The sequence below is a fragment of the Brevundimonas sp. genome (assembly GCF_041911375.1).
Lineage (GTDB): Bacteria > Pseudomonadota > Alphaproteobacteria > Caulobacterales > Caulobacteraceae > Brevundimonas.
The window spans coordinates 15,687-33,312 of the sequence record NZ_JAYRPA010000011.1; the positions used below are offsets into that span (position 1 = coordinate 15,687).

21 protein-coding genes are annotated in these 17,626 nt (G+C 69.2%); 6 read left to right on the plus strand and 15 right to left on the minus strand.

Annotated elements, in window-relative coordinates:
• Position 1: 1 nt before the first annotated feature.
• From ACE3PU_RS01355 to purL, 5 genes are all read right to left on the minus strand, one after another.
• Entirely contained in the window at positions 2–955 is a 954-nt protein-coding gene (locus tag ACE3PU_RS01355) for a hypothetical protein (RefSeq protein ID WP_374385856.1), read from the minus strand.
• The gene (carA, locus tag ACE3PU_RS01360) at positions 952–2,118 is read right to left on the minus strand and encodes a glutamine-hydrolyzing carbamoyl-phosphate synthase small subunit (protein WP_374385858.1); all 1,167 of its coding nucleotides are present in this window, start codon (positions 2,116–2,118) and stop codon (positions 952–954) included. Before carA ends, ACE3PU_RS01355 begins: the two co-directional genes overlap by 4 nt.
• A gap of 95 nt (positions 2,119–2,213) precedes the next feature.
• Positions 2,214–3,620 (minus strand): cytochrome P450, encoded by a 1,407-nt coding sequence (locus ACE3PU_RS01365; protein WP_374385860.1) that lies wholly within the window; start codon positions 3,618–3,620, stop codon positions 2,214–2,216.
• 48 nt (positions 3,621–3,668) lie between these two features.
• A complete protein-coding gene (locus tag ACE3PU_RS01370; RefSeq protein ID WP_374385862.1) occupies positions 3,669–4,094 on the minus strand; it encodes a DUF305 domain-containing protein in 426 nt (141 codons plus the stop codon).
• Positions 4,094–6,322, minus strand: a complete 2,229-nt coding sequence (gene purL, locus ACE3PU_RS01375) for a phosphoribosylformylglycinamidine synthase subunit PurL (RefSeq protein WP_374385864.1) — start codon at positions 6,320–6,322, stop codon at positions 4,094–4,096. Before purL ends, ACE3PU_RS01370 begins: the two co-directional genes overlap by 1 nt.
• Before the next feature lie 101 nt (positions 6,323–6,423).
• Between purL and ACE3PU_RS01380 the strand changes: the two genes are divergently transcribed.
• Positions 6,424–6,633, plus strand: a complete 210-nt coding sequence (locus tag ACE3PU_RS01380) for a hypothetical protein (RefSeq protein ID WP_374385866.1) — start codon at positions 6,424–6,426, stop codon at positions 6,631–6,633.
• The gene (locus tag ACE3PU_RS01385) at positions 6,630–6,860 is read left to right on the plus strand and encodes a Tat pathway signal protein (RefSeq protein WP_374385868.1); all 231 of its coding nucleotides are present in this window, start codon (positions 6,630–6,632) and stop codon (positions 6,858–6,860) included. The genes ACE3PU_RS01380 and ACE3PU_RS01385 overlap by 4 nt, the downstream gene beginning before the upstream one ends.
• Here ACE3PU_RS01385 and ACE3PU_RS01390 read toward each other — a convergent pair.
• Positions 6,857–7,654, minus strand: coding sequence for a hypothetical protein (locus tag ACE3PU_RS01390; RefSeq protein WP_374385870.1), 798 nt, complete (start codon positions 7,652–7,654; stop codon positions 6,857–6,859). The two genes, ACE3PU_RS01385 and ACE3PU_RS01390, sit on opposite strands and share 4 nt — an antisense overlap.
• A gap of 105 nt (positions 7,655–7,759) precedes the next feature.
• Between ACE3PU_RS01390 and ACE3PU_RS01395 the strand changes: the two genes are divergently transcribed.
• From ACE3PU_RS01395 to ACE3PU_RS01405, 3 genes are read left to right on the plus strand one after another with little or no spacing between them, the layout of a single operon-like run.
• Positions 7,760–8,128, plus strand: a complete 369-nt coding sequence (locus tag ACE3PU_RS01395; RefSeq protein ID WP_374385872.1) for a hypothetical protein — start codon at positions 7,760–7,762, stop codon at positions 8,126–8,128.
• A gap of 54 nt (positions 8,129–8,182) precedes the next feature.
• Entirely contained in the window at positions 8,183–8,419 is a 237-nt protein-coding gene (locus tag ACE3PU_RS01400; RefSeq protein ID WP_374385874.1) for a hypothetical protein, read from the plus strand.
• A gap of 31 nt (positions 8,420–8,450) precedes the next feature.
• Entirely contained in the window at positions 8,451–9,545 is a 1,095-nt protein-coding gene (locus tag ACE3PU_RS01405) for an aspartyl/asparaginyl beta-hydroxylase domain-containing protein (protein WP_374385876.1), read from the plus strand.
• A gap of 6 nt (positions 9,546–9,551) precedes the next feature.
• Here the strand turns inward: ACE3PU_RS01405 and ACE3PU_RS01410 are convergent, their stop codons facing one another.
• The 6 genes from ACE3PU_RS01410 to purC form a co-directional block, all read right to left on the minus strand.
• Positions 9,552–10,250 (minus strand): hypothetical protein, encoded by a 699-nt coding sequence (locus ACE3PU_RS01410; RefSeq protein WP_374386040.1) that lies wholly within the window; start codon positions 10,248–10,250, stop codon positions 9,552–9,554.
• A gap of 187 nt (positions 10,251–10,437) precedes the next feature.
• Positions 10,438–11,100 carry a phosphoribosylformylglycinamidine synthase subunit PurQ gene (purQ, locus tag ACE3PU_RS01415; protein WP_374385878.1) on the minus strand — a complete coding sequence of 221 codons (663 nt, stop codon included), beginning with the start codon at positions 11,098–11,100 and terminating at the stop codon, positions 10,438–10,440.
• Positions 11,101–11,133: 33 nt separating this feature from the next.
• Positions 11,134–12,336 carry an MFS transporter gene (locus tag ACE3PU_RS01420; RefSeq protein WP_374385880.1) on the minus strand — a complete coding sequence of 401 codons (1,203 nt, stop codon included), beginning with the start codon at positions 12,334–12,336 and terminating at the stop codon, positions 11,134–11,136.
• Between the two features lie 61 nt (positions 12,337–12,397).
• Positions 12,398–12,877, minus strand: coding sequence for a YbhB/YbcL family Raf kinase inhibitor-like protein (locus ACE3PU_RS01425; protein WP_374385882.1), 480 nt, complete (start codon positions 12,875–12,877; stop codon positions 12,398–12,400).
• Between the two features lie 69 nt (positions 12,878–12,946).
• Complete coding sequence (gene purS, locus ACE3PU_RS01430) at positions 12,947–13,183, minus strand: phosphoribosylformylglycinamidine synthase subunit PurS (RefSeq protein ID WP_374385884.1); 237 nt, start codon at positions 13,181–13,183, stop codon at positions 12,947–12,949.
• The gene (gene purC / locus ACE3PU_RS01435) at positions 13,183–13,941 is read right to left on the minus strand and encodes a phosphoribosylaminoimidazolesuccinocarboxamide synthase (protein WP_374385886.1); all 759 of its coding nucleotides are present in this window, start codon (positions 13,939–13,941) and stop codon (positions 13,183–13,185) included. Before purC ends, purS begins: the two co-directional genes overlap by 1 nt.
• A gap of 275 nt (positions 13,942–14,216) precedes the next feature.
• Between purC and ACE3PU_RS01440 the strand changes: the two genes are divergently transcribed.
• On the plus strand, positions 14,217–14,540 hold the full coding sequence (locus tag ACE3PU_RS01440) for a DUF1476 domain-containing protein (RefSeq protein ID WP_374385888.1): 324 nt from the start codon (positions 14,217–14,219) through the stop codon (positions 14,538–14,540).
• A gap of 184 nt (positions 14,541–14,724) precedes the next feature.
• On the opposite strand, the gene ACE3PU_RS01445 is transcribed toward ACE3PU_RS01440, so the two are convergent.
• From ACE3PU_RS01445 to purB, 3 genes are all read right to left on the minus strand, one after another.
• The gene (locus ACE3PU_RS01445; protein ID WP_374385890.1) at positions 14,725–15,357 is read right to left on the minus strand and encodes a fasciclin domain-containing protein; all 633 of its coding nucleotides are present in this window, start codon (positions 15,355–15,357) and stop codon (positions 14,725–14,727) included.
• Between the two features lie 91 nt (positions 15,358–15,448).
• Complete coding sequence (locus ACE3PU_RS01450; protein ID WP_374385892.1) at positions 15,449–15,958, minus strand: DNA-deoxyinosine glycosylase; 510 nt, start codon at positions 15,956–15,958, stop codon at positions 15,449–15,451.
• Positions 15,959–16,292: 334 nt separating this feature from the next.
• Complete coding sequence (gene purB / locus ACE3PU_RS01455; RefSeq protein WP_374385893.1) at positions 16,293–17,591, minus strand: adenylosuccinate lyase; 1,299 nt, start codon at positions 17,589–17,591, stop codon at positions 16,293–16,295.
• Positions 17,592–17,626 lie beyond the last annotated feature (35 nt).

The following is a 17,626-nucleotide window of genomic DNA, read 5'->3' on the forward strand; positions in this document are numbered from 1 at the left end:
CCTAGCGCAGCTCGGGCAGCCGCCGCCGCAGCGAATCCTTCAGCCGGTTGAAGCGATCGCCCGAGGTCCGGGGTCGTTCACGCGCGCGGCGCGGATGGCCCGCGCCCCACAGCGCGTGCACCGCCTCGGCCAGGTCCAGGTGGCGGTCGTACTGGTGGACGATCGGGCTGACCGTGCCGTCGGGATTGACGATGCGGCCGTCGATGACCGCAGCCTGGCGCGAGGGGGTCAGGCCTAGGGTGGCGACCCGGCCATAGTTGGGCACGATGTCCATCTCGATCAGCCCCAGATGGGCGGCCAGGTTGCAGGCCGCCTGATCCGCCCCGAAGGCGCCGCCGATCTCGGAGCGGGGCGTCGCCGCCAGCGTCAGAACCAATCGGCAGAACCGCATCATGGCCTCGCGCGGGCCCATCACCGTGCCGACGCAGACGCAGGGCCGGTCCGCCAGCGCCCGCGCCACATCGGCGCCGGCCAGGGCCGTCAGATACTTCATGTTGAAGGCGTGGCGGCCCAGGGGGGCGTCCGCCTCGACAAACCCCTGCAGCCGCGCTGGCGACGGTTCGAACGGCGGCGCCTGGAAGACGACGTCGCGCACATCGGTGATCAGCACGCCGCGGACGGCGGGCCAGCCGGACAGCAGCCGGTCGAAGGCGGCGAACCGCTGCATCACCGGATGCGGGGCCCACCCCTGGGCGCGCAGGGGCGGCGCGGCCATGACGCCTTCCTCGGCCAGCAGCGCGCGAACGTCGGCGCGATCGTCGACGACGAGGGCGACGGGGCCGCCGAAGACCCGCCTGAGGGACCGGACGAAGGGCGCGATGTCGGCGGCGTCATAGCCGGTGGCGTAGCCCAGAACCACGTCGCCTTCGACCGACGAGTCGGGGCTCGCGTCCGGACGATGGAGCGCCTGGGCCAGCCAGCTCAGATAGGCCGATCTGGCGCCGACGCCGCTCACCGGACGGCGGGCTTCATCAGTTCGGCGAAGCGGTCGAACAGATACAGGCTGTCGGTCGGTCCGGGCGACGCCTCGGGGTGGTGCTGGACGCTGAAGATCGGCTTGTCCTTGACCGCGATGCCGCAGTTGGTGCCGTCGAACAGGCTGACGTGGGTCTCGGTCACGGCGTCGGGCAGGCTGTCGCGATCCACGGTGAAGCCGTGGTTCATCGACACGATCTCGACCTTGCCGGTGGTCAGGTCCTTGACCGGGTGGTTGGCGCCGTGGTGCCCCTGATCCATCTTCACCGTCCGGGCGCCCAGGGCCAGGGCCAGCATCTGGTGACCCAGGCAGATGCCCATCAGCGGCTTGCCGCTGTCGACCAGCTTGCGGATTTCCGGCACCGCGTATTCGCCGGTCGCCGCAGGGTCGCCGGGACCGTTCGACAGCACGACCCCGTCCGGATCGCGCGCCAGCACCTCTTCGGCGGTCGTGGTCGCCGGGACCACGGTGATCTTGGCGCCGGTCGAGGCCAGGGCGCGCAGGATGTTGCGCTTCACGCCGTAGTCGATGACCACCACATTCTTGCGGCCTTCGGTCTTCGGGTGGCCTTCGGGCCAGTCCCAGAGACCCTCGTCCCATTCGAACGACTGAAGCGTCGAGGCGGGCTTGGCCAGATCCAGGCCGACCAGGCCGGTCCAGTCGCGCGCCTGGGCGGTCAGGGCCTCCAGGTCGAAGTTCCCATCCGGATCGTGGGCGATGACGGCGTGGGGCGCGCCGTTGTCGCGGATGCGCTTGGTCAGAGCGCGGGTGTCGACGCCCGCCAGGCCGACCACGCCGCGGCGCTTCATCCAGGCGTCGAAGCCGGCGTCCGAGCGCCAGTTGGCCGGATCGGTCGGCACGTCGCGGAAGATCGCGCCGCGCGCCGAGGTGTCCGAACCGCCGCCCATCTGCTCGATGTCGTCGACGTTGGTGCCCACGTTGCCGACGTGCGGAAAGGTGAAGGCCAGGATCTGGCTCATGTACGACGGGTCGGTCAGGATTTCCTGATAGCCGGTCATGGCGGTGTTGAAGACCACCTCGCCCAGGGCCGATCCGGTCGCGCCCACGCCGATTCCCTGCAACACGGTTCCGTCGGCGAGCACGAGGACGCCCGTCGCGCCCGGAAGGATCTTCGTCGTCATGGGCGCGCTCCTACATCGAATCCGGGCCCAAATTCGGGCGCCGGGCAAACGGCGGCGTCGTTATAGGGCCCGCGTCCCACGGTCAATGCACCGGGTCAATCGATTCCCGTCGGCGAAGGCGTCGGTCGTCGCCGCGCACGCAGCCTGAGCCGCATCGGCTCGCGGCTGCGCAGGGTGATCTGGTGGACGGGACGGGGCTCGACCCGGGTCAGCGGCTCGACCTCGGCGACGCGCAGGATGGCGGCCAGGGCGATCATCGCCTCCTGCAGGGCGAAGGCGGCGCCGATGCAGACGCGCGGCCCGGCGCTGAACGGAATATAGGCGTAGCGGTCGATGGCCTTGCGGTTCTCCGGCAGGAACCGCTCGGGCCGAAAGGCGTCCGGGTCGTCCCATAGCAGGGCGTGACGCTGCAGGATCCACGGCGAGATGATGACGGTGGCGCCCGCCTTGATGACCTGACCCCCGATCTCGTCGTCCGCCAGGGCCTTGCGCGCCATGGTGGGGGCCGGCGGGAACAGACGCATCGTCTCTTCCAGCACGGCGCGGGTCCAGGGCAGGCCCTCGGCCCATTTCGGGTCGGCGGCGTCGAAGGCGTCGGCCTCGGCCTGAAGGCGGGCCATGTAATCCGGCTGGCGCGACAGCAGATGCAGCGTCCAGCCCAGGGCGCGGGCGGTGGTCTCGTGCCCCGCCAGGATGAAGGTCAGGATGTTGGCGGCGACCTCCTCGTCGCTCAGGGCGTCGCCGTGTTCGTCCCGCGCGACCAGCAGCGCCGTCAGCAGGTCGGGCGGCGCCGTCTCGCCCGCCTCGATCCGCGCGCGTCGCGCCTCGACCAGGGTCGTCACCCGCCGCTCGAAGAAGCGGGCCGAGCGGAAGCTGGCCAGCCGACCCAGCCGCGGCGCCCAGTCCGGCGCGCCCAGGACGTCCAGCGGATCGATCCGTGCGCCATTGGCCAGGAACTGATTCAGCGCCCGCTCGAACCCGCGCGCTTCGCCGCCCAGCTCGTCGGAGAACATGGTCGCCGACAGGATGTCGAACGTCAGGCCCGACATCTCGCTGTCGATGTCCAGCACCCGCCCGCGCGCCGACAGCGACCAGGCCGCCACGCGGGCGAAACAGACCTCGGCCATGCGCGCGTTCAGCGTCGCCATCTTGGCCGGCGTGAAAAGCGGGGCCAGGATGCGCCGCACCCGTCGCCAGGCGCCGCCCTCGGTCAGCAGCAGCCCTTGCGCCAGCATCGGCCCCAGGACCCGGCGCTGCAGGTCGCCCTTCTCATAGTTGGCGGCGTTCTCGGTCAGCACGTGGCGCACGCCTTGCGGATGGCTGACCACCAGGATTTCGCCGAAGGCCGACCTGCCGTGCAGCTGCGGCTCCGTGAAATGCCGCTCGGACCACATCTGGATCGGATCGCGCCAGCTGATCCAGAGGAAGGGCAGCAGCGACAGGGGCTTGCCCGCGCGTCGGGGCGGGATCGCGGGACGGAAGGGGGGTGAACCGTCGGCCATGCCTGAACAGTTAGGCGCTGGATGTGACCGCCGAAAGGCCAGGCGCGATTACTGAGCCTTCGGCCTCCAGGCCTTCATCTCGGCGATCTCGCGCGTCTGGGTGTCGATAACGGCCTGGGCCATGCGACGGATGTCGGGGTCGCGGCTTTCGCTCAGGGCGACCCGGGCCATGGCGACGGCCCCTTCGTGGTGGGCGATCATCTTGGCGACATAGGCTTGATCGAGCGTCTGGCCGGATGCGGCGGCCATCTTCTCGTGCATCTCGGCTTCGGACGCCGCGAAGGCCTGATCGCCTGGGGCGGGGCCGGTCATGTCGTGGCCTGCATGGCTGGCGGCCTGCGCCTCTTCCGTCGTCGGCGTCGCCGCCGCATGGCGGGCGGCGGACGCATCGCGCAGCGCCTGTTCGACGGGGTCGCCCCCGCCGTCGCAGGCGGTCAGCAGACCGATCAGCGCAACGGGCAGAAGGGCGCGCATCACCCCGCGTCGCCCAGCCAGCCCGGCATCCAGCCTTCGTGCCATTCGCGCAGGTGAGCGACAGGGATGCGGAACAGTTCGCCCTTGTCGCCGGACGAGGCGAAGGCGTCGCCGCCCGCACGGCCGACGACCGACGCGTGCAGGCCGGCCTCGCGCGCCCGGGCGATCAGGGCGTCGGCGTCGGGAACAGCGACCAGGTAGCGGGCCTGGTCCTCGCCGAACAGGAAGATGTGCGCATGGGCGGCGCTGGAGGCGTCCAGCGTCACGCCGACGTCGGACGCCAGCACCAGATCGGCCGCCGCGCCGATCAGGCCGCCGTCCGACAGGTCGTGGACCACGGTCAGTTCGCCGGCCTCGATCAGGTCGCGCACGAAGTCGCCGGTCTTCTTTTCCAGCTTCAGGTCCACGGGCGGCGGGGCGCCGTCCTCGCGGCCCAGGACCTCGCGCAGATAGATCGACGCGCCCAGTTCGCCGTTCGTCTGGCCGATCAGGACCAAGGTGTCGCCCTCGGCCATGGTGGAGAAGCCGGTGACGACGTCGTAGTTGGGCAGCAGGCCCACCGCGCCGACGGTCGGCGTCGGCGGAATGGCGACGCCGTTGGTCTCGTTATACAGGCTGACGTTGCCGCTCACGACAGGGAAGGACAGTTCGCGGCAGGCCTCGGCCATGCCGTCGATGGCGCGGACGATCTGACCCATGATCTCGGGCCGCTGCGGATTGCCGAAGTTCAGGTTGTCGGTGATGGCGATGGGACGCGAACCCACGGCGGTCAGGTTGCGCCAGGCCTCGGCCACGGCCTGCTTGCCGCCCTCGTAGGGGTCGTTCTGGACATAGCGCGGGGTGCAGTCCGAGGTGACGGCCAGGCCCTTGTCCGTGCCGTGGACGCGCACCACGCCGGCGTCGGCGCCGGTGGCCGAGTCCTGCAGCGTGTCGGCCATGACGTGGCGGTCGTACTGTTCCCAGATCCAGCGCTTGGAGGCCATGTCGGGGCAGGCGACGACCTTCATCACCGCATCGGCCCAGTTCTCGGGCGCCGGGATGGTCGAATGATCCAGTTTCGGCTGAAGCTCCGGCTGGACCCAGGGACGGTCGTAGAGCGGCGCGTCGTCGAACAGCGGCGCCAGCGGCACGTCGCAGACGGTCTCGCCGTGGTGCTTCAGCACCAGACGGCCGGTGTCGGTGGTCTGGCCGATGACGGCGGCGTCCAGGCCCCACTTCTCGAAGATGCGATAGCCGTCTTCCTCGCGCCCGGGCTTCAGGACGGCCAGCATCCGCTCCTGGCTTTCCGACAGCATCATCTCATAGGCGGTCATGCCCTCTTCGCGCTGGGGCACCGCGTCCATGTTCAGCTCGATGCCGACGCCGCCCTTGCCCGCCATCTCGACGGAGGAGGAGGTCAGGCCGGCCGCGCCCATGTCCTGGATGGCGGCGACGGCGCCGGACGCCATCAGCTCCAGCGTGGCCTCGATCAGCAGCTTCTCGGCGAAGGGGTCGCCGACCTGGACGGTGGGGCGCTTGGACTCGGATTCGTCGTCGAACTCGGCCGAGGACATGGTCGCGCCGTGGATGCCGTCGCGGCCGGTCTTGGAGCCGAAATAGACCACCGACAGGCCCGCCGAGGGCGCGGCCGAATAGAAGATGCTGTCGGCCTTGGCCAGGCCGACGCACATGGCGTTGACCAGGATGTTGCCGTTGTAGCCGGCGTGGAAGTTGGTCTCGCCGGCCACGGTCGGCACGCCGACGCAGTTGCCGTAGCCGCCGATGCCCGAGACGACGCCCTTGACCAGGCGCTTGGTCTTTTCGTGGCCGGGATCGCCGAAGCGCAGGGCGTTCAGCAGGGCCACCGGCCGGGCGCCCATGGTGAAGACGTCGCGCATGATGCCGCCCACGCCCGTCGCCGCGCCCTGATAGGGCTCGATGTAGGAGGGGTGGTTGTGGCTCTCCATCTTGAAGATGCAGGCGTCGCCGTCGTCGATGTCGATCACGCCGGCGTTCTCGCCCGGACCGCAGATGACGCGCTCGCCGGTGGTGGGGAACTTGCCCAGATGGATCTTGGACGATTTGTAGCTGCAGTGCTCGGACCACATGACCGAGAAGACGCCCAGTTCGACGTGGTTCGGTTCGCGCCCCAGACGGTCGAGGACGACCTGATATTCATTGGGGGCAAGGCCGTATTCGGCGGCCAGTTCGGCCATCGACTTTTCGGGGGTCTTTTGCGGAGCGCTCATGGGCGGCGCTTCTAGCCGCAGACGCGCCAAATGTCAGCCTTGCGCGTGACGCGGCGGAACGTCGGGCGGGCTGGGCGATTGTTTCTTCAGAGGAGACCGCCATGAGCCAGCCCGAGATCGACCCGAATCCGCAGATCCCCCAGCCTGAACCGGCTCCGCCCGGCATCCCGGCCGACACCCCCGTCGAGATCCCGCCCGGAACGCCGTCCGAGTTTCCTGAAGACAATCCGCCAGGCGGCGGGCCCGAGATCGCCGCCGACGACGTCGGCGCGTCCGGCACGGCCGAACAGGCCCAGGACGACGCCTCGTGACCCGCAGCCCCAACGGCGTGGCGCCCACGCCCGGCGATGGCCAGCAGATGGACCGCTCCAACGAACCGGAGATCACCGCCGCCCAGGACGAAATCGCGCCCGATCTGGCCATGGATAGTCGGCGGCAAAGGCTGACGGGATCCGCCGTCGGCGTCGGCAGCGTCGGTTTCGATGAGGCGGGCGCCTTTGATATCGGCGCCGGAGCCGAGGGCGACCCCGACCGTTAGGCGGGGCGGTCCACGCCGGGCGTCAGCCGGAAGGCCAGCAGCACGCCCCCGATCAGGACGACGATGGCGCCCGCCAGGGCGACGAAGGCCGCCGCGGGCTTGTCGGGCTGTTCGGCGACGAAGGCCCCCAGCAGGCCCCAGGCGACGGGCAGGGGATAGGCCAGGGTGCGAAGCGCGCTGGTGACGCCCAGCGTCACCAGCGCGGTCACGACAATGGCCGTGATCGCCCAGCCGGACGGCGACAGCGCCGCCGGCAGGGCCTCAAAGGCGGTCAGGGTGGTGATCAGGTTCAGCGGCGCCGCGACCGTCAGCCAGCCGGCCAGCGCGGCCAGCGGCCACAACACCAGCAGGCGGTCCCGCTCGAACCGCCCGAGGCGGCGCGCCAGCGGCGATACGGCCAGCAGCGGAACGAGCAGGGCCAGCAGCGAGGCGAAGATCACCATCACGCTGGCGGCCTTCAGGTTCAGCGCCGCCACGATGATCCACAGGCCGATGCCGAAGAAGGCCACGGCGGAGGGCCAGCTCATCCGTCGGATCAGATCGCTTTCGCCGGTCTGGGGCAGGACCTGGCGGACGGCGTAGGCCAGGACGCCGGCGTAAAGCAGGCCCCAGATGGAGAAGGCGTAGCCGGCCACGCGCAGGGTCGAGTTTCCGTCTGCTGCGAACTCGGCCTGGGTCAGGCCGAGGCCGGCCAGGTTCTGCACCAACGGGACGACCACGGCGAAGACGGCGGCGGCCAGCACGATCAGGCGACGCGTGCGCTGGGCCGGGGTCGGGCGAAGGATGGAGGACATGGCGGACTCCGTGAATGGACTGGCAATACGCACGGCGGGCCGCATCGGTTCAGCTTCGCGTCTTCCCGGCCCGCTGCTAAGTGATGGGCCATGCGATACGGCGTGATGATCCTGGCGATGACGGCGGCGGCGGCGGGACCGGCCGCGGCCCAGACGCCGCCGGCTCCGCCCCCGACCGCGCCCACGGCCCTCCAGGCTCAGGCCGCGTGGCTGAAGGTGCGCCGGGCGCTGACGCCGTCGCAGCAGGCCTTCGAGGTGCGCGCCTTCGTCGCCGCCGCCACGACGGAGCGGGGCCGCCGGCCGGAATGGGCGATCGACGCCCGCGACCTGGCCTCGGGCCGCGCCGTTCCCCTAGACGATCCGGCCCTGCTGCAGAGGCCTCAAGCGCTGGAGATCACTCTGACGATGGACGGCCGGTTCTACACCTTCCGGCCCCTGTCGCGGGCCAGTCTGGAGCCATTGCTGGCGCCCTGACGGAACCCGAGGCGCGCCCGCCGGTTGTCGGATCGCATCGACAGGAGAACCGACATGGCCGACACGCCACAGGAAACCCCGACCTTCGAGACCGACGAGGTGAAGGCCAACCGCGCCATGGAGCAGGGCTTGGGCGTGGGCGCCCGCGAACTGGCCGCCCAGCGCGACCCCGGCGGCGTCAACACCGCCGACGAGGAGGCCGACTTCGAGACCGGCGTCTCGGTCGAGGCCGGGGACGAGGATCAGCTGGACGAGAACCTCAGCGTCCAGGGGCTGGACAACGCCGGCTAGGGCTTGAGGCGTCGCGCTTGACCGGGCGGGCGTGACGGCGTTCGATGGCGGCATGACCGCCGAGACGCCGACCGCCGCCCTGCTGGACCGCGCGAGCGCCGCCCGTGCGGCAGGCGATTTCCGCACCTGCCTCGAGGCGGCGGACGCGGCCCTGCGCCAGGACGGGCGCAACCTGATGGCGCTGATACTGAAGGGCGACGCCCTGGCGGGACTGGGCGACGCCCGCGCCGGGGCCAGCTTCCACGGCATGGCGCTGAACCTGGCGGCGCGCACGCCGCCGCCGGCCGCCCTGATTCCCGAACTGCGCCGGGTGCAGCAGGCTCAGGCCGACAATGCACGCCGGTTCGAGGCGGAGCTGAGACAGGGCCTGGCCGCACGCGGATTCGATCCCGAAACCTCCAGCGACCGCTTCGCCTGGTCGCTGGACCTGATGACGGGCCGGCGGCGGCTCTATCACCAGCAGCCGAAATTCTATCTCTTTCCCGGCCTGTCCCAGGTGGAGTTCCAGTCCCGGGCCGATCTGTCCTGGCTGGCGGGGGTCGAGGCGGCGGCCCCCGCGATCCGGCGGGAGCTTGAGGCGTTGCTGGCCGAGCCGGCGCTGTTCGCTCCCTACGTCGAGGACCGGGCGAACCGGCCGCGCACAGCCCAGGCCGGCATGCTGGAAAATCCGGACTGGAGCGCGGTCTTCCTGTGGAAGGACGGGGTCGAGGTCCCCGCGATCGCCGCCCGCTGCCCGGAAACGATGAAGGCCCTGGCGGGCGTGCCGCTGAGCCGGGTGCCGGGGCGGTCGCCTTCCATCCTGTTCTCGCGCCTGGCGGCGGGGGCGAGAATCCCTCCCCACCACGGCCTGATCAACACCCGCCTGATCTGCCACCTGCCGCTGGTGGCGCCGCCCGGCTCGTGGTTTCGCGTCGGCTCGGACGTGCGCCAGTGGGAGGAAGGCAAGGCCTGGGCGTTCGACGACACCGTCGAGCACGAAGCCTGGAACGACAGCGGCCAGGACCGCACCATCCTGATCTTCGACGTTTGGAAGCCCGAACTGACGGAGGAGGAGCGGGGCTTGGTCCGCGCCCTGTTCGACGCCATCGACGCCGCGGGCGGGGCGACGCCGAAGCTGGGAACCTGAACGGCGTCAGCCTTCCATCCGGAAGTTCACGGTGAAGGTTATCAGGCGACCGCCCAAAGGTCGTCCGTTGGCCGCCGCCTCGTCCGTTAGCTTCAGTCGAGCACGGGGAAGGGACCTTTGTACGGCGAGACCCAGGTTATAGCCGCCAGGCTGCTCGCTTTCCGTCACGCAATCGGTGAGCCCGCCATCGTCTTCGGTCACGCAAGACAGAGTGACATAGCCGAGGCGGGGGCTTCGTCCTCGTACGGACTCAGGGAAACTCGGCCGAGGCATGGTCCGCCAGGTGACGGCCGGGGGCAGGCCGTCCTGGCCGTTGCCCTCGATCTGATCCGCACGCTCTTCGCGGGCGTCGACAATCGGCCGGCCGCAGGCCGTAAGCGTCTCGGCGATGGCTTGGCTGGAGGGATCGACGTCCATCACATAGCGAGTGCGCGGTCCGCCCGGGGTGACGGCCGGGACGATGACCTGAAGCTTCCCGCCTTCCGACAGCCTGCGCGCCACGATGGCGGGGATGCGGCTGAACGCCACGGACGGATTGCTTCCCACGGTCCAGACGGTCGTGTCCGGTTCAGCGTCTTCGCCGACCTGGATCGCCAGTTCGCGTGTCGGCTTGTTCGCCGGCGCATCCGGCAAGCCGCCGACTACCAAGTCATAGACACCGGCCTGGCAGCGCGCGAGCAGCGCCAGGCCGCTCGTGAAGTCCATGGTCGCCACGACTGTGTTCTTGTCAGGAACGCGCGTGAGCGTCCAATCCTCCGGCGCGGCGTCTTCAGTCGTGGGGGCCTGGGTCGGGGTCTCCTGAGCCCAGGCTCCGGTTGATGAAAGCGAGAGAAGAGCGGCGGCGAGGAGGGAGCGAGACATTGCGCCACTTCGCCTCAACCCATGATTGCCGTCAAGCCGCGGCGTATATGCTCTGGAACAGAACCGCGCCGTCGGCGGAGCCCAGCTCCGCCTCGAAGGCGCGGTCGGGGTGGGGCATCATGCCCAGGACATTGCCGCGCGCATTCTGGATGCCGGCGATGTCGTTGACCGAGCCGTTGGGATTGTCGACATAGCGGAACACGACCTGGCCCTCGCCCTCGATCCGGGCCAGGGTCTCGGCGTCGGCGAAGAAGTTTCCGTCGCCGTTGCCCTGGGTCATGACCACCTCGCGCTGGCCCTGATAGCCGGCGGTGAAGCGGGTCTGGCCGTTGGCGACGGTCAGGCTGATCGGCTTGCAGACATATTTCAGGCCCTTGTTGCGGAGCAGGGCGCCCGGCAGCATCCCGGCCTCGCACAGGATCTGGAAGCCGTTGCAGATGCCCACGACGGCCACGCCGTCGTCCGCCGCCTTCTTGACCGCCTGCATCACCGGCGACTGGGCCGCCATGGCGCCGCAGCGCAGATAGTCGCCGTAGGAGAAGCCGCCGGGAATGACGATCAGGTCCAGGCCCTGGGGCAGTTCGGTCTCGGCGTGCCAGACCATCTTCACCGGCTCGCCGGTGGAGCGTTCGACGGCGACCTTGCAGTCGCGATCGCAGTTGGACCCGGGGAAGACGATGACGGCGGCGCTCATGGCGCGGGCCTCTAGCACCCTTTGCGGGGAATGTCAGGCCGTCGTGCGGGAACGCCCGGTCAGCCAGGCGATGACGAAGATCGCGAACCCTCCCAGCGACAGGGCCACGCCGACCCAGGCGGTCGAGGTCCAGCCGTAGCCGGCCGCGATGGCCATGCCGCCCAGAAGCGGACCGATGGCGTTGGCGGTGTTGAAGGCCGAATGGTTCAGCGCCGCGGCCAGTGTCTGGGCGTCGCCGGCCACGTCCATCAGCCGGGTCTGCAACACCGAGCCCAGGCCCCCGCCGCCGCCGATCAGGAAGACCACGACCATCACCGCCCACAGGTTCGACGCCGCGAACGGATAGAGCGCCAGCGCCGCCGCGCTCCACAGCAGCAGGCCGCCCGCCGCCGGGAAGCCGACGTGATCGGCGGCCCAGGCGCCCAGGATGTTGCCCAGGAACATGCCGACGCCGAACACGGCGAAGACCCACGGCATGATCTCCATCCCCACGCCCGTCACGGCCTGAAGCGTGGAGGCCAGATAGGCGTAGACCGCGAACATGCCGCCAAAGCCGATCGCGCCCACGCCCAGCGTCAGCCAGACCTGCCCGCGCTTCAGGGCGCCCAGTTCGCGCAGAGGACTGGCGTCCGGATGCGCCGGGTCGCGCGGCGCGAACAGGGCGACCAGGGCCATGGTCACGGCCGCCAGCACGCCGACGATGGCGAAGGTCCAGCGCCAGCCGTACTCATGGCTGATGACGTTGACGACGGGCACCCCCAGAACGGTGCCGACGGTCAGTCCCATCAGGATGGTCGAGACCGCGCGGGTGCGGAAATGAAGCGGCACGACCGAGGCCGCGACCAGGGCGGCGACCCCGAAATAGGCCCCGTGCGGCAGGCCGCTGAGAAAGCGGAAGACCAGCATCCAGCCGTAGGTCGGCGCCAGGGCGCTGAGCACATTGCCGATGGCGAACAGGGCCATGAAGCCGATCAGCAGCAGCCAGCGCGGCAGGCGCGCGCCCAGCACGGCCAGGATCGGCGCCCCGACCACCACGCCGGCCGCATAGGCGCTGATCACATGGCCGGCGGTGGGCGCATCGACGCCCAGGCCGGCGGCGAAGTCCGGCAGGATGCTCATGGCTGCGAACTCGGTCACGCCGATGGCGAAGCCGCCCATGGCCAGGGCGATGAGCACGAGGGCGACCGCCCCGCGCGAGCGGACGGGCAGGGCGGTGTCGATGGCGGCGTCGGTCATGTTGCGCTGCAAACTAATCAGCGTTCATGACACGACAAGGGCGGGGCCGCCCGCCTGCCGATCACGCTTTGTTTTCGTAGGTCGCGGTGATCGAGGCCTTGGCCAGGGTGTGGAAGTGCAGGTTGAAGCCGAAGACGGCGCCGGAGTTGTCGGCGGTTACGTCCAGGCGCTCCACGTCCACGGCGAAGACGGTGAAGATGTAGCGGTGCGGGCCGTGACCCGGGGGCGGCGCCGCGCCGCCGAAGCCCGCCTGGCCATAGTCGGTGCGGCCCTGGACAGCGCTGTGCGGCAGGTGGCCGCCGGCCGATCCCGCGCCGGTCGCCAGTTCGGTCACGTCGGCGGGAATATTCGCCACGGTCCAGTGCCAGAAGCCCGAGCCGGTCGGCGCGTCCGGATCGTAGCAGGTGACGGCGTAGCTCTTGGTCCCCTCGGGCGCGCCCGACCATGCCAGATGCGGCGAGGTGTTGCCCTTGGCGTGAACCTGGGCGTCCGGCAGCACGCCGCCGTCCTGGATATCGTTGGAGGTGAGGGTGAAGGTCATGGGCGCTCCGTCTGAATTCCAGACCTTAACTAGGGCCCGGACGAAGCGTTGCAAGGCGAGGCGGCGCGGTTACGCCGCTTCGATGCGGTAGCCTTCGATCACCGTATTGGCGAGCAGTTGTTCGCACATCTTCTTCGCCTCGGCCTGCGGGTCGTCGACGCCGGTCAGGTCGAACTCGATCAGCTTGCCGACGCGGGCGTTGGACACGCCCGTCCAGCCCAGGCCCTGCAGCGCGCCCTCGACGGCCTTGCCCTGGACGTCCAGCACGCCGGGCTTGAGGAAGACGTGAACCTTGATCTTGCTCATCAGTGCAGTCCCCCCTGAATGACCGTCGGCATGCCCTTCATGATGCCCAGACGACGCGCGACCTCGGTATAGCTCTCGATGACATTGCCCAGGTCGCGGCGGAAGCGGTCCTTGTCCAGCTTCTCGCCGGTCGAGGCGTCCCAAAGGCGGCAGCTGTCGGGGCTGATCTCGTCGGCCAGCAGCACCCGGCTGAAGTCGTTTTCCCAGACGCGGCCGAACTCGATCTTGAAGTCGACCAGGGTGATGCCGACGGCGCTGAACATGCCCGACAGATAGTCGTTCACCCGCACCGTCATGGCCAGCATGTCGTCCAGCTCCTGGGTCGAGGCCCAGTTGAAGGCCGTGATGTGCTCCTCGGTGACCATCGGGTCGTTGAGCTCGTCCTTCTTGTAGTAGAATTCAATGATCGAGCGGGGCAGGGCGGTGCCTTCCTCGATACCCAGGCGCTGGCTCATCGAGCCGGCGACGATGTTGCGGCAGACGACCTCCAGCGGAATGATCTCGACTTCGCGGATCAGCTGCTCGCGCAGGTTCAGGCGCTTGATGAAGTGGTTGGTCACGCCGATGCCGTTCAGGCGCGACATGATGAATTCGCTGATCTGGTTGTTGATGACGCCCTTGCCCTCCAGGGTCGCCTTCTTCTGCGCGTTGAAGGCTGTGGCGTCGTCCTTGAAGTACTGGATCAGGGTGCCGGGCTCGGGTCCCTCGTACAGGATCTTGGCCTTGCCTTCGTAGAGCTTCTTGCGCTTGCTGTTCATCTCAGTCCGCCTGCGCTCGCCAGAAACAAAAATCGCGCGACCCAGAACGGATGGGAGAACCCGGTCTCGGCGGCGCGTTTCGGAATCGGTCGGGCTGGTAATCTCGGTTCGGCGTCTCCTTAGCCGAAGCGGGCACGCGATACAAATGACGCCGGCCCGGCCGATATGACATCCCGCCTCACCCTGCGGAAGTCAGGTTGCGTTCGGGAAGAAGGGGGCTATAGACGGGCGCTTGCTCCGGCGGGACCGGGGCGTACGGAGCTTTGCTGAGCGAGATGACGACCTTCGACGATCGGGAACAGGCCTTCGAAGCCAAGTTCGCCCTCGATCAGGAGCAGGAATTCCGCGCGACCGCCCGGCGCAACAAGATGCTGGGCCTGTGGGCCGCCGAGAAGATGGGCCTGTCGCCCGAGAGCGCCGCGCAATACGCCGCCGCCGTGGTCCGCGCCGATATGGACCAGCCGGGCGACGAGGATGTGTTCCGCAAGATCGCCGGCGACTTCAAGGCCTCGGGCCTGACGGTGTCCGAGGGCGAGCTGCGCTCCAAGATGGACGAATTCGCCTCGATCACCCGGGATCAGATTCGCGCCGGGGAATAAGGCCGCGGCCGCAGGGCCGACGCTGAATGTCGAAAGGGCCGCACCCGGGGGAAAGTGCGGCCCTTTCTTATTTCCGGGGACGTTGGGGGAAGTCGACCCGGTACTGTGCGTCTCGCGCTCCTGAAGAACACAGCGCGCCGCATTTGGTTTCAGCCGGATATCGTCCGGCCGAATTATTTTCGCATCACGGCATCAGCACCGTGTCGATGACGTGAACCATGCCGTTCGACTGGGCCACGTCGGCCTGGGTGATGGTCGAGGTTCCGCCCTTGGCGTCGGTGATGACCCAGGTTCCGTTCGGGCCGGCGGCGATCTTCAGCGGTTCGCCCTGAACGGTCGTCAGCGTGGCTGTCCCGCCGTTGGCCTGGGCCTGGGCGGCGATGTCCGCGGCGGTCAGGCGGCCGGCCACCACATGATAGGTCAGGATCTTGGTCAGGTCGTCCTTCATGGCCGGCTGCATCAGGCTGTCGCGAGTCGCGGCCGGAATCTTCTCGAAGGCGGCGTTGTCCGGCGCAAAGACCGTGAAGGGGCCGGGGCCCTGCAGCGTCTCCACCAGGCCCGCAGCCTGGACCGCGGTGACCAGGGTGGAGAGGTTGGACGCCTTGGAGGCGTTGGCGACGATGGTGTCGTTGGGGCTCATGGCCGCGCCGCCGACCATGGGATCGGCGCTGGCGGGGGCCATGGCCGCGCCGTCGGGCGGCGCCATCGCGGCCGATTCGGCGGGCGCCGCCGGCTCGCTGTTGTTGCAGGCGCCCAGCGCCATCAGGGCTCCGCCGGACACGGCGGCGAGCATTAGAGTGCGAATCTTGGTGGTCATGGCGTTTCGATCCCTTCATGAAGCCGCTCTGTCGGCGGTGACGAAGGGTTACGAACGGAGGCGCACATAGGATGCCCCCGCCGTCCTGCGATCAGAGGAAGTCCGACAAGGCGGCCCAGCGCGCGGCCTTCTCCGCCAGCGGCCGGGCGTGCGCCGGGCTGGACGACGGCAGGTCCAGCAGCATGAGATCGGCCTGATCCGCCAGGATGCGACGACCCAGCCGGGCGGCCAGGCCGCCGTTGAAGGCCACAGCCCGCAGATCCGGCAAGGTCGCGACCAGTCCACGCAGATCGGCGGCTTCCGGCGAGCGGATCGCGGCGTCCAGACTGCCGGACCGTTCCGCCGAGGCGATGACGTCCCACAGGCCGATGCGGCGCGCCTTCAGCCGTTCGAGACGGGCCTCATACGCCAGCGCCTCCAGGTCCTCGCCCAGCGCTTGGCCGGTCAGGCGCCAGAAGGCGTTACGGGGGTGAGCGTAGTATTGGGCGGCCCGAAGCGAGGCGTCACCCGGCAGGCTGCCCAGAACCAGCAGACGAATGTCTGGCGCCAGAACCGGCGCCAGGCCGTCAACGCGAGGAGCGACTGAAAATGTCCGGTCCATTCAGCCGAAATCGCACAGAGCGACCGACCGCCGGCGCGCCGGTTTCATCATGGACCCGTACCGCCGCCGCCATGCAATCGAACCGCGACTTCAATCGCAGGACATCGCGATTGTCCGTCATCAGCTCACACTGTCGCAGCGACCCGTCCTCGCCGACCATGCATTGCAGGGGAATGTTGGAGAACCCGACCAGGTTGCCTCGGCAGCGTCGAAGGGCGGTTTGATCGATGGTCTGGATCAGCCGAGGCGCTTCCGACGGGGGCGGCGCTTCGGGGTTCGGCGTCGACTGCCCCCCCATCAGCCACCCTGCGAGAACCAAGCTCCAGAACATCGCCTATTCTCCGAACACCCGCGCGAACACCGTATCCACGTGTTTTGTATGATGCCCTAGGTCGAACAGGGCTTCCAGCTCGGCGTCGGGCAGGGTGACGCGATCGTCGGCCTTCAGGAAGTCGATGAAGCGGCCCTCGCCGCGCCAGACCTTCATGGCGTTCTCCTGGACCGCCGCATAGGCGTCCTCGCGGCTGATCCCGGCCTGGGTCAGGGCCAGCATGACGCGCTGGGAGAAGACCAGGCCGCCCAGGCGGTCGAGGTTCTTCTGCATGTTCTCCGGATAGACGTTCAGCCGCTCGATTACGCCGGCCAGGCGGTGCAGGGCGAAGTCCAGGTGGATGGTGGCGTCCGGCCCGATGCCGCGTTCGACCGAGGAGTGGCTGATGTCCCGCTCGTGCCACAGGGCGACGTTCTCCATCGCCGGCGTGACGGCCGAGCGGACCAGGCGGGCCAGGCCGGTCAGGTTCTCGGTCAGGATCGGGTTGCGCTTGTGCGGCATGGCCGACGAGCCCTTCTGGCCCTTGTCGAAGAACTCTTCGGCCTCGAGGACTTCGGTGCGTTGCAGGTGGCGGATCTCGGTGGCCAGGCGCTCGATCGAGGAGGCGACGACGCCGAGCGAGGCGAAATAGGCGGCGTGGCGGTCGCGCGGGATGACCTGGGTCGAGACCGGCTCGACCTGCAGGCCCATCTGGTCGGCGACATATTGCTCCACGGCCGGATCGACGTTGGCGAATGTGCCGACGGCGCCGGAGATGGCGCAGGTGGCGATCTCTTCGCGGGCCGCGACCAGGCGGCGCCGCGCGCGCTGGAACTCGGCGTGGTAGCCGGCCAGCTTCAGGCCGAAGGTCACCGGCTCGGCGTGGATGCCGTGGCTGCGGCCGACGGTGACGGTGTATTTGTGCTCCTTGGCGCGCGTCTCTAGCGCCGCCAGCACCCGGTCGACGCCGCCCAGCAGCAGGTCTGTCGCGCGCGCCAGCTGGACCGCGAAACAGGTGTCCAGCACGTCCGACGACGTCATGCCCTGGTGCAGGAAGCGGGCCTCGTCGCCGACGATTTCGGCCACGTGGGTCAGGAAGGCGATGACGTCGTGCTTGGTGGTGCGCTCGATCTCGTCGATGCGGTCGGCGTCGAAGGTCGCGTCCTTGCCCTTGGCCCAGATGGCGTCGGCCGATTCCCTGGGGATCACGCCCAGTTCGGCCATCTTGGTCGCGGCGTGGGCCTCGATCTCGAACCAGATCTTGTACTTGGTCTCTTGCGACCAGAGGGCGACGGCGTCGGGGCGGGAGTAGCGCGTGATCATGGGCGCCCCTAAAGGCTCTCGGAGCCGCTGATGTC

What these genes read in the sequence shown, in the direction of transcription:
- carA (WP_374385858.1), bottom strand. Translation starts at nt 2,118, where the DNA reads ATGACGACGAAGATCCTTCCGGGCGCGACGGGCGTCCTCGTGCTCGCC.
- ACE3PU_RS01365 (WP_374385860.1), bottom strand. Translation starts at nt 3,620, where the DNA reads ATGGCCGACGGTTCACCCCCCTTCCGTCCCGCGATCCCGCCCCGACGC.
- ACE3PU_RS01370 (WP_374385862.1), bottom strand. Translation starts at nt 4,094, where the DNA reads ATGCGCGCCCTTCTGCCCGTTGCGCTGATCGGTCTGCTGACCGCCTGC.
- purL (WP_374385864.1), bottom strand. Translation starts at nt 6,322, where the DNA reads ATGAGCGCTCCGCAAAAGACCCCCGAAAAGTCGATGGCCGAACTGGCC.
- ACE3PU_RS01380 (WP_374385866.1), top strand. Translation starts at nt 6,424, where the DNA reads ATGAGCCAGCCCGAGATCGACCCGAATCCGCAGATCCCCCAGCCTGAA.
- ACE3PU_RS01390 (WP_374385870.1), bottom strand. Translation starts at nt 7,654, where the DNA reads ATGTCCTCCATCCTTCGCCCGACCCCGGCCCAGCGCACGCGTCGCCTG.
- ACE3PU_RS01395 (WP_374385872.1), top strand. Translation starts at nt 7,760, where the DNA reads ATGATCCTGGCGATGACGGCGGCGGCGGCGGGACCGGCCGCGGCCCAG.
- ACE3PU_RS01400 (WP_374385874.1), top strand. Translation starts at nt 8,183, where the DNA reads ATGGCCGACACGCCACAGGAAACCCCGACCTTCGAGACCGACGAGGTG.
- ACE3PU_RS01410 (WP_374386040.1), bottom strand. Translation starts at nt 10,250, where the DNA reads ATGGACTTCACGAGCGGCCTGGCGCTGCTCGCGCGCTGCCAGGCCGGT.
- purQ (WP_374385878.1), bottom strand. Translation starts at nt 11,100, where the DNA reads ATGAGCGCCGCCGTCATCGTCTTCCCCGGGTCCAACTGCGATCGCGAC.
- ACE3PU_RS01420 (WP_374385880.1), bottom strand. Translation starts at nt 12,336, where the DNA reads ATGACCGACGCCGCCATCGACACCGCCCTGCCCGTCCGCTCGCGCGGG.
- ACE3PU_RS01425 (WP_374385882.1), bottom strand. Translation starts at nt 12,877, where the DNA reads ATGACCTTCACCCTCACCTCCAACGATATCCAGGACGGCGGCGTGCTG.
- purS (WP_374385884.1), bottom strand. Translation starts at nt 13,183, where the DNA reads ATGAGCAAGATCAAGGTTCACGTCTTCCTCAAGCCCGGCGTGCTGGAC.
- purC (WP_374385886.1), bottom strand. Translation starts at nt 13,941, where the DNA reads ATGAACAGCAAGCGCAAGAAGCTCTACGAAGGCAAGGCCAAGATCCTG.
- ACE3PU_RS01440 (WP_374385888.1), top strand. Translation starts at nt 14,217, where the DNA reads ATGACGACCTTCGACGATCGGGAACAGGCCTTCGAAGCCAAGTTCGCC.
- ACE3PU_RS01445 (WP_374385890.1), bottom strand. Translation starts at nt 15,357, where the DNA reads ATGACCACCAAGATTCGCACTCTAATGCTCGCCGCCGTGTCCGGCGGA.
- ACE3PU_RS01450 (WP_374385892.1), bottom strand. Translation starts at nt 15,958, where the DNA reads ATGGACCGGACATTTTCAGTCGCTCCTCGCGTTGACGGCCTGGCGCCG.
- purB (WP_374385893.1), bottom strand. Translation starts at nt 17,591, where the DNA reads ATGATCACGCGCTACTCCCGCCCCGACGCCGTCGCCCTCTGGTCGCAA.